Genomic DNA, 8,705 nt, shown 5'->3' with positions numbered 1-8,705 from the left:
TGGGCTGCGAAGCAGCCCCAAAACCAGCCTCCACAGAGTGTCTGATACACCGCGTTCTTCCTTACTGGGGCTGCTACGCAGCCCAACGCGGGACAAGCCCGCTCGCCACAGTTGCTCTATCTGCCGGGCGTTCAGCGTTGAGCCAACGTTGTGTAGATACCCATGCTCATCGGGGGCAAGCCCCCTCCCACATTTGATCGCCATTGTTTGTGAGGACCGGGTTCCTAGGCGGTGGCCATTTCCATGACCGCAACCGGGGTGGCCTCGCCGCGCTCCAGAATCCCCATCTGCCGTCCTCGACTCATCACCATCACCCGATGGGACAACCCCAGCACTTCATCCAGGTCGGAACTGACCACAATCACCGCCATGCCCTTGGCCGCCAAGTCCGCGATCACTTCATAAATCGCCGCCCGGGCGCCCACGTCGATGCCGCGTGTCGGTTCATCGAGGATGAACACCTTGGGGTTTCGCGCCAGCCACTTGGCGATGATCACCTTCTGCTGGTTACCGCCGGACAGGCTGGAAATCCGCGACTGCGGCGCACCTTTCACCCCCAGTCGCGCCACCGCCGTGCGTGCAAATTCGCGCAGTGGGGCAGGGAACACCCAACCGCGTTTATCCAGCAAATCAGTGTTGCCATAAATCAGGTTGTCTTCGATACGGTGCTCCACCACCACGCCTTGCTGCTTGCGGTCTTCGGGCACCAGCACCACGCCGGCCTGGATCGCCTCGAAGGGCGAGCGCAACTGGCGGACCTCGCCATCCAGCACCATATGGCCCCGAATATCCTGGGCCGCTCCGGCAATGGTGCGCACCAGTTCGGTTCGCCCGGCGCCGACCACGCCGGCAATGCCGAATACCTCGCCGGCGCGCACGTTGAAGTCGATGCCATGCAGGGCAAACTCACGGCAGCTCAAATCCTTGACCTGCAACATCACCTGCTCCTGCGGCGCCTGCAACGCGGGGAAGATCCGCTCCAGGCTGCGCCCGACCATCTGCTCCACCAACTCACGCACCGGCACTTGGGCCGTGGCGTGCAGGGCGATCTGGCGACCGTCGCGCAGCACCAGCACGCGGTCGGCGATGCGTGCGATTTCTTCCAGGCGGTGGCTGATATAGATGAACGACACACCCTCGGCCTTCAGCCGTTCCACCTGCTTGAACAGCAGCTCGGTTTCCTCGCCACCCAATGCGGCGGTGGGTTCATCGAGGATCAACAGGCTGGCCTTCAGCGTCAGCGCCTTGGCGATTTCCACCAGTTGCTGGGCCGCCACGCTCAGGCCTTCGACCTTGCGCGAGGCTGGCACCTTGAGCCCCAGGCGCTCCAACTGGATCTGCGCCTGGGCCTCCATGTACTCGCGGTCCACCCGTCCACGGCGCATGGGCAGGCGGCCGACGAAGATGTTCTCGGCGATCGACAATTGCGGCAGCAGGCGGATTTCCTGGTGGATCAGGCCGATCCCGGCCCCCAGCGCGGCCCCCGGTGAAGCCGGCGCGTACGGCGCGCCGAGCCAGGTCATGCTGCCCCCGGCTTCCGGTTGCACCAGCCCGGCGATGATCGACGACAAGGTCGACTTGCCCGCGCCGTTTTCGCCGAGCAGGGCCAGTACTTCACCGGGGCGAATGTCCACGTTGACCTGCGACAACACCTGCACCGGCCCGTAGGCCTTGCTGATATTGCGCAGGCACAGCACCGCGTCAGATTGAGCGGTGTCCACAGCGGCTGCTTGCATGACGACCTCCGAGGCTTACGGGTGCTGTTGCAGGAACGGCGCGACGTTTTCTTTAGTGGTCAGCACGGTGGGCAACAACTGCTCCTTGGGCAAGGTCTTGCCGGCTTTGAGGTCGATGGCCGAGGCCACGGCCAGGCGCCCCATTTTTTGCGTCTGCTGGGTCATGGTCGCGTTCAGCACACCGCTTTGCACGGCCTTGAGCCCGGCCACGTCACCGTCGAAACCGACCACGACCACCTTGTGATCGAGGTTGCCGACTTTCACCGCCTGGGCAGCGCCCAAGGCCATGGCATCCGCACGGCCGAAGAACACGGTGATGTTCGGGTCGCGCTGGAGCAGGTCCTGGGCCACCGCGAAGCCTTTGTCCTGGGCCCATTCGGCCGGTTGCTGGGCGACGACCTTGAGATCCGGGAAGGCTTTCAGGCCCTCTTCAAAGCCTTTGGCGCGATCATTCTCGGGAGTGGTGCCGATCTGGCCTTGCAGGATCGCGATGCGGCCCTTGCCGTCGGTGATCTTGCCCACGTACTCGGCCAGGGTCTTGGCGCCGGCCACGCTGTCGCTGGCGATAAAGGTGTCGCCCGGTGCGTCGGGGGCGTTGCGGTCCACGGCGATCACCGGGATGCCCGCAGCCTTGGCGGCTTTCACCGGCACACCGGCGGCGGTGGCACCGGCCGGGATGTAGATCAGCACATCGATCTGGCGGGTGATCAGGTCTTCAATCTGGCTGACCTGGGTGGACGAGTTGCCCTGGGCGTCCACGGTGATCACCTTGACCCCCTTGGCTTTGCCTTCGGCTTCTACCGATTGCTTGATCTGGTTGAAGAAGTCGGCCTGCAGGTTGGCCACGGCCAGGCCGATGGTCAAATCCTTGGCCCAGGTGGTGCCGGCAGCGGTGAGGGTGGCGGCGGCGAGAGCGGTGGCCAACAGCAATTTCTTGGGGCTGAACATGTCGGTGACTCCTGGTTTTATTGTTGGAGGGTGTCAACTGTCGAACAGGTTTAACGGGCAGTGCTGGAGCGGCGTCGCAGGGTGTCGATGGTGACGGCGAGGGCGATGACCACGCCGATCACCACTTGTTGAATAAAGGGCGAAACCCCCAGCAGGTTGAGGCCATTGCGCAACACGCCAATGATCAGCACGCCCACCAGGGTGCCGCCGATGCTGCCGACGCCGCCACTGAGGCTGGCGCCGCCAATCACCACGGCGGCGATGGCGTCCAGCTCCAGGCTCAGCCCGGCGCTTGGTTGCGAGGAGTCCAGGCGCGCGGCCAGGGTCACGGCGGCGATGCCGGCCAGCGCACCGCTGATGGCGTACACCCACAAGGTAATCGCACGCACCTTGATGCCCGACAGCCGCGCCACTTCCGGGCTGCCGCCCATGGCGTAGAGATTGCGGCCACCGGCACGAAAACGCAGGAACACCCAGGCCACCACCAGCATCACCAGGAACAGGCCCACGGTGGCCGAGAGGAAACCAAAGTGGCGCACCGTCGCCAGGCTGGTGAACCAGTCCGGGTAGCCGACGATCTGCCGGCCTTCGGTAAGGATATTCGCCAGGCCACGGGCCACCGACATCATGGTCAGCGTGGCAATAAAGGGTGGCAGCTTGGCGTAGGTGATCAACGCGCCGGACACCAGCCCGGCGAGCATACCGCTGGCAATCGAGATCGGAATCGCAAAGCCCAACGGCACCGCCTGATCCTGATACAGCCAGCCGAGCATCATCATCGAGAAGGCCAGCACCGAGCCGACCGACAGGTCGATGCCGCCGATCACGATCACCGCCGTCATGCCGATCGCCAGGATGCCCAGCACCGTGACCTGATCGAGGATGTTCAGGCCATTGCGCAAGGAGAAGAAGAATTCGGAACTGAAGGAGAAGACCAGCACCAGCAACACCAGCCCGATCAACGGGCCGCCGATGTTACTGGGCAGCAGTTTCACAATACGTGGGCGGGGTGGCGGCTTGAGTTCGGCCGGGTGCTGGACAATAGCTTTGGCGTCCACAGTGTTCTCCTGATTTATTTTTTTTGGAGTGCTTTCAGGCGCCTTGAATATTTATGCGTGCCTGACTGTTAATTCAGATTCCAGTGACACCGTGTCAAAGTCAAGCGCTTAATTTTTCTTGCATGCCTCTGATCCGGTGTTTTTGCACGGCGCAAAGCCACGGGCTAGATGAGCCGGCGTGGGATTTTGGCCGTTTGTCCGAGGGGTATTTCCGGGTTTTATTTGATTTTTCGGCGGTCCGCTCACTTGACCTGCTGGAGGATCGGCGTCTAAATAGAAATATATTGTCACTGCTGAATAAATATTCAAAGACAGCCTTGGACACTTTCACCCCGCGTGGTCAGCCTCAAAGGAGCCGCTGCATGAATGCCTTCCAGTACGACGCCCACCAGATCAAGGAACAGGCCCGCCTGATCCGTCGCCATGTGATCCGCCTGAATGCCGACTCACCGGCCGGCGGCCACACCGGGGCGGATCTTTCCGAAACCGACATCCTCGCCACCCTGTATTTCCGCATCCTCAACACCGGCCCGGAACGCACCGAAGACCCCGAGCGCGATATTTATATCCAGAGCAAGGGCCACGGCGTGGGCGGTTTGTACTGTTGCCTGGCGCAGGCGGGCTACATCCCCACCGAGTGGCTGCCCACCTACCAGCACTTCAACTCGCACCTGCCCGGCCACCCGGTACGCCAGAAAACCCCGGGCATCGAACTGAACACCGGCGCCCTCGGCCACGGTTTGCCGGTGGCGGTCGGGCTGGCCTTGGCGGCGAAGATGTCCGGCAGCAAAAAACGCATCTACGTGCTGACCGGCGACGGCGAACTGGCCGAAGGCTCCAACTGGGAAGCGGCGATGGCGGCGGCCAAGTACGGCCTGGATAACCTGTTTGTGATCGTCGACAAAAACAAACTGCAGCTTGCCGGTTTGACCGCCGAGATCATGCCGCTGGACCCGCTGGACGTGAAATGGGCGGCCTTCGGCTTCCGCGTCAGCGAGTGCGACGGTAACGATGTTGGCCAATTGATCGAAGCCCTGGAAAGCATGCAGACCAAGACCGGCGCGCCCCAGGTGCTGATCGCCCACACCATCAAAGGCAAGGGCGTGTCGTTTATCGAAGCCCGCCCCGAATGGCACCACCGCGTGCCCAAGGGTGATGAAATCAACGCAGCACTGGAGGAGTTGAACCATGGCGAGTGAACATTTGGCGAGCGTCATGGTGCAAGCGTTTATCGCTGCCGTGGATGCCGGGCTGGACGTAGTGCCGGTGGTCAGCGACTCCACCTCCACGGCCAAGATCGGCCCGTTTGCCCAGCGCTTTCCCGAGCGGCTGATCAACGTCGGCATTGCCGAGCAATCCTTGGTCAGCGTCGCGGCGGGCCTGGCCCTGGGTGGCAAGATCGCCGCCACCTGCAACGCGGCGCCGTTCCTGATCTCGCGGGCCAATGAGCAGATCAAGGTGGACGTCTGCTACAACCAGGCCAACGTGAAGATGTTCGGCCTGAATGCCGGCACCAGTTATGGCCCGCTCGCCAGCACCCACCACAGCCTCGACGATATTGCGGTGATGCGCGGGTTTGGCAATGTGCAGATCTTCGCCCCGGCCGATGCCGTCGAGTGCCGTCAGATTGTCGATTACGCGCTGCGCTACCACGGCCCGGTGTATATCCGCCTCGACGGCAAGGCCTTGCCCGACGTGCACGGCGCCGACTATCAGTTTGTGCCCGGTCAGGTAGACATCCTGCGCCAGGGCGCCGATGTGAGCATCGTGGCCCTGGGCTCGGTGGTGCATGAAGCGGTGGATGCTGCGGCATTGCTGGCGGAGCAGGGCATCCAGGCGCAGGTGATCAACCTGTCGTCGATCCGGCCCTTGCAGCGTGATGTATTGCTCAGCGCCTTGAGCGGTACCCGCGCGGTCATCAGCGTGGAAGAACACAACATCAATGGCGGCGTCGGCAGTCTGGTCGCCGAAGTGCTGGCCGAAGCCGGGTTGGGCATTGCCCTGATCCGCCTGGGTATCGGCGATGGCGAGTACGCCGCCGCCGGTGCCCGCGAACCGACCCGCGCCTTGCATAACATCGACGCGGCTGGGATCGTGGCGGCTGCCACTCGGTTGCGGTGAACTCAATGAATAACAACGCCCCGCTGATCCTGGCGATAGATGAAGGCACCAGCAACGCCAAGGCGGTGCTGGTCAACGAACTTGGCCAGGTGATTGCGCGCGGTTCGCGGCCCTTGAGCATCAGCCATCCCCAGGCCGGGTTTTCCGAGCAGGACCCGCTGCTGATCTGGCAAAACACGTTGGCTGCGATTGAAGAATGCCTGGCCCAGGTGGATCGTCCGATCACTGCGCTCGCAATCAGCAACCAGCGTGAATCGGTGGTGGCTTGGGATAGGCATACCGGTGAACCATTGTCGCCGTGCATCAGTTGGCAGTGCCGACGCTCTACGGCGTTGTGCACGCAACTGCATGAGCAGGGCCATGAAGCGCTGATCCTGGAAAAGACCGGTCTGGCGTTGGACCCGATGTTCTCGGCGGGCAAATTTCGCTGGATTCTCGATCACCTTGAGGATGGCCACGCCCGCGCCGCTGCCGGGGAGATCTGCCTGGGCACGGTGGACAGCTGGCTGTTGTGGCAACTCAGCGGCGGCCAGGTGTTCGCCACCGACTATTCCAACGCCGCACGCACCCAACTGTTCAACCTGCACAGCTGTGCCTGGGATCCTGAGCTGTTGGCGCTGTTCGGCATTCCTGCTGCGGCCTTGGCGCCGATCCAGCCGAGCGCCGGGTTCTTCGCCGAAACGGTCGCCGTGGGCGGCTTGCCCGCCGGTATCCCGGTGATGTCGATGATCGGCGATTCCCATGCGGCGCTGTACGGGCAGGGCGGTTTCGCGCCGGGGTTGGTCAAGGCCACGCTCGGCACCGGCTCTTCCTTGATGACGCCCATGAGCGGCCCGATTGCCTCCACCCACGGCCTGTCGACCACTCTGGCCTGGCATGACGGCAGCCAACCCACCTTCGGCATGGAAGGCAATATCGTCCATACCGGCGCTGCCGTGCAGTGGGCATCGAAGCTGGTGGCGGGAGAATCCCTGGATGCGCTGACCGAACAGGCCGCGCAATTGCCGGATAACGGCGGCGTGTATTTTGTCCCGGCGTTGTCCGGCCTCGGCGCACCGCACTGGAAGGCCGACGCCCGTGGGCTGATCTGCGGGTTGAGCGAAGCCACGTCCGGCGCGCACATCCTGCGCGCCTCGCTGGAATCCATCGGCTATCAGATTCGCGATGTGTTCGAGGCCATGCAGCAAGACATCGGCAGCCCGCTCAAGGAACTGTGGGTGGATGGCGGCGTCACGCGCAACCGCTGGCTGATGCAGTTCCTCGCCAACCTGCTGCAACGCCCGGTGGTGCGCAGCCTGTCGCCGGAAGTCTCGGCATTGGGCGCAGCGCACCTGGCGGGTCGGGCGTTGGGCGTATGGGCGAGTGATACGGCGCTGGGGCAGTTGGAGCGCCAGCGCGAGCGCTTTGAGCCGCAGGAGGATCCGGCGATGGCGGGGCGCTACGCAGAGTGGAAAAAGGCTTTAGCCCGCACACTCCTCTAACCGCATATGCAAACCAGATGTGGGAGGGGCTTGCCGCCGATGAGCATAGGGATCTACATAACGTTGACTCAACACTGAACGTCCGGCAGATAGGGCTGTTGTGGCGAGCGGGCTTGTCCCGCGTTGGGCTGCGTAGCGGCCCTAAAACCAGCCACTACAGAGTGTCTGATACACCGCATTCTTCTTTACGGGGGCTGCTTCGCAGCCCAACGCGGGACAAGCCCGCTCGCCACAGGGATATTTGTCAGAGTCTGAAAGTTGTGTAGATACCCATGGCCGTCGGGGACAAGTCGAATCGTCGCACCGCCCCTCCCACCTTTAGATCACACCCGCCTTCAAGGCCGCCAGGTCTGCACATCCTTGGCATCCACCGCCTTGGGCAATAACCCCGCCTTGAAGAACGCATCGGCAATCTTCTGCTGCTCACCCAACTGATCCACCGTCACTTGCTGCACCTGATAACTGCGGTGCGCGTTCGCCGCTTCCACCGTGGCCACATCCAGGTTGCCCCACAGCGGGCCGAGCACTTTCGCTGCTTCTTGCGGATGGGCTTTCACCCACTTGCCGGTCTTTTCCAATTCCCCATACACCACCTTCAACACTTCCGGGTGCGCCTTGGCGTACGGCGTGCCGGTCAGGTAATAGCGCTTGTAGCTCGCCAGCCCAGCACCATCCGCCAGGGTGCGCGTCGGCAGTTGCCGCTGCACGCTGGTAAGGAAGGGTTCCCAGGTGACCCAGGCGTCCACCTTATTGTTCTCGAACGCCGCACGGCCATCGGCCGGCGACAGGTAAGCCGGCTCGATATCCGAGAACGCCAGGCCGGCCTTGGCCAACGCGGCAATCAACAGGTAGTGGGTGCCGGCGGCCTTGGTTACCGCGATCTTCTTGCCCTTCAAGTCTGCCAATTGTTGGATCGGCGAGTCCTTGCGCACCACGATGGCCTGGGCCGAAGGCGAGGGCGCTTCCTGGGCGAAGTAGGTGAGTTTGGCCTGGGCAGCCTGGGCGAAGATCGGCACGGTGTCAGCCACGTCGGCGCTGATGTCGACGTTGCCGACGTTCAGCGCCTCCAGCAGCGGCAGGCCGCTGGGGAACTCATGCCAGCTCACATCGATGTTGTCAGCCTTGAGGGCTTTCTCCAGGGTGCCCTGGGTCTTGAGCAGGGTGATCAGCGTGGAGGATTTCTGGTAACCGATGCGCACGGTTTCCTGGGCTTGCGCACTGACAGCGACGGAAAAAGCCAGCAATCCTAATACAGCGGCGAGGGGACGACGAAGGGACATGGTGGGCTCGATTTTCAACGAAATATGCCCAAGCTTAATGATCTAAAAACCATTCGATAAATACTCTTTCGATCTGAGCTT

General features: G+C 62.8%; 7 protein-coding genes. 3 read left to right on the top strand and 4 right to left on the bottom strand.

Going from position 1 to position 8,705, the window contains the following annotated elements; translation table 11 throughout:
- Nucleotides 1–224 precede the first annotated feature (224 nt).
- From AD670_RS16380 to AD670_RS16370, 3 genes are read right to left on the bottom strand one after another with little or no spacing between them, the layout of a single operon-like run.
- Complete coding sequence (locus AD670_RS16380) at nt 225–1,736, bottom strand: sugar ABC transporter ATP-binding protein (protein ID WP_053134377.1); 1,512 nt, start codon at nt 1,734–1,736, stop codon at nt 225–227.
- Between the two features lie 15 nt (nt 1,737–1,751).
- Nucleotides 1,752–2,684 (bottom strand): sugar ABC transporter substrate-binding protein, encoded by a 933-nt coding sequence (locus AD670_RS16375; protein WP_027607263.1) that lies wholly within the window; start codon nt 2,682–2,684, stop codon nt 1,752–1,754.
- Between the two features lie 50 nt (nt 2,685–2,734).
- On the bottom strand, nt 2,735–3,742 hold the full coding sequence (locus AD670_RS16370; RefSeq protein ID WP_027607262.1) for an ABC transporter permease: 1,008 nt from the start codon (nt 3,740–3,742) through the stop codon (nt 2,735–2,737).
- Nucleotides 3,743–4,104: 362 nt separating this feature from the next.
- Here AD670_RS16370 and AD670_RS16365 point away from each other — a divergent pair, with 362 nt between their 5' ends.
- Genes AD670_RS16365 through AD670_RS16355 form a run of 3 tightly spaced genes read left to right on the top strand, consistent with a single transcriptional unit; the run spans nt 4,105 to nt 7,344 of the window.
- Complete coding sequence (locus AD670_RS16365; RefSeq protein WP_053134374.1) at nt 4,105–4,941, top strand: transketolase; 837 nt, start codon at nt 4,105–4,107, stop codon at nt 4,939–4,941.
- On the top strand, nt 4,931–5,863 hold the full coding sequence (locus AD670_RS16360) for a transketolase family protein (protein WP_053134371.1): 933 nt from the start codon (nt 4,931–4,933) through the stop codon (nt 5,861–5,863). The genes AD670_RS16365 and AD670_RS16360 overlap by 11 nt, the downstream gene beginning before the upstream one ends.
- Nucleotides 5,864–5,868: 5 nt before the next feature.
- Nucleotides 5,869–7,344 carry an FGGY family carbohydrate kinase gene (locus AD670_RS16355; RefSeq protein WP_053134368.1) on the top strand — a complete coding sequence of 492 codons (1,476 nt, stop codon included), beginning with the start codon at nt 5,869–5,871 and terminating at the stop codon, nt 7,342–7,344.
- Between the two features lie 335 nt (nt 7,345–7,679).
- Here the strand turns inward: AD670_RS16355 and AD670_RS16350 are convergent, their stop codons facing one another.
- Nucleotides 7,680–8,624 (bottom strand): aliphatic sulfonate ABC transporter substrate-binding protein, encoded by a 945-nt coding sequence (locus AD670_RS16350; protein WP_053134365.1) that lies wholly within the window; start codon nt 8,622–8,624, stop codon nt 7,680–7,682.
- Nucleotides 8,625–8,705: the final 81 nt, after the last annotated feature.

The sequence above is a fragment of the Pseudomonas sp. MIACH genome (assembly GCF_001269925.1).
Lineage (GTDB): Bacteria > Pseudomonadota > Gammaproteobacteria > Pseudomonadales > Pseudomonadaceae > Aquipseudomonas.
The sequence above is the reverse complement of the archived record's forward strand: the minus strand, read 5'-3'. Positions and strand labels throughout refer to the sequence as shown.

Coding starts and splice junctions, on each gene's coding strand:
- AD670_RS16360 (WP_053134371.1), top strand. CDS start 4,931: ATGGCGAGTGAACATTTGGCGAGCGTCATGGTGCAAGCGTTTATCGCT.
- AD670_RS16355 (WP_053134368.1), top strand. CDS start 5,869: ATGAATAACAACGCCCCGCTGATCCTGGCGATAGATGAAGGCACCAGC.
- AD670_RS16375 (WP_027607263.1), bottom strand. CDS start 2,684: ATGTTCAGCCCCAAGAAATTGCTGTTGGCCACCGCTCTCGCCGCCGCC.
- AD670_RS16365 (WP_053134374.1), top strand. CDS start 4,105: ATGAATGCCTTCCAGTACGACGCCCACCAGATCAAGGAACAGGCCCGC.
- AD670_RS16350 (WP_053134365.1), bottom strand. CDS start 8,624: ATGTCCCTTCGTCGTCCCCTCGCCGCTGTATTAGGATTGCTGGCTTTT.
- AD670_RS16380 (WP_053134377.1), bottom strand. CDS start 1,736: ATGCAAGCAGCCGCTGTGGACACCGCTCAATCTGACGCGGTGCTGTGC.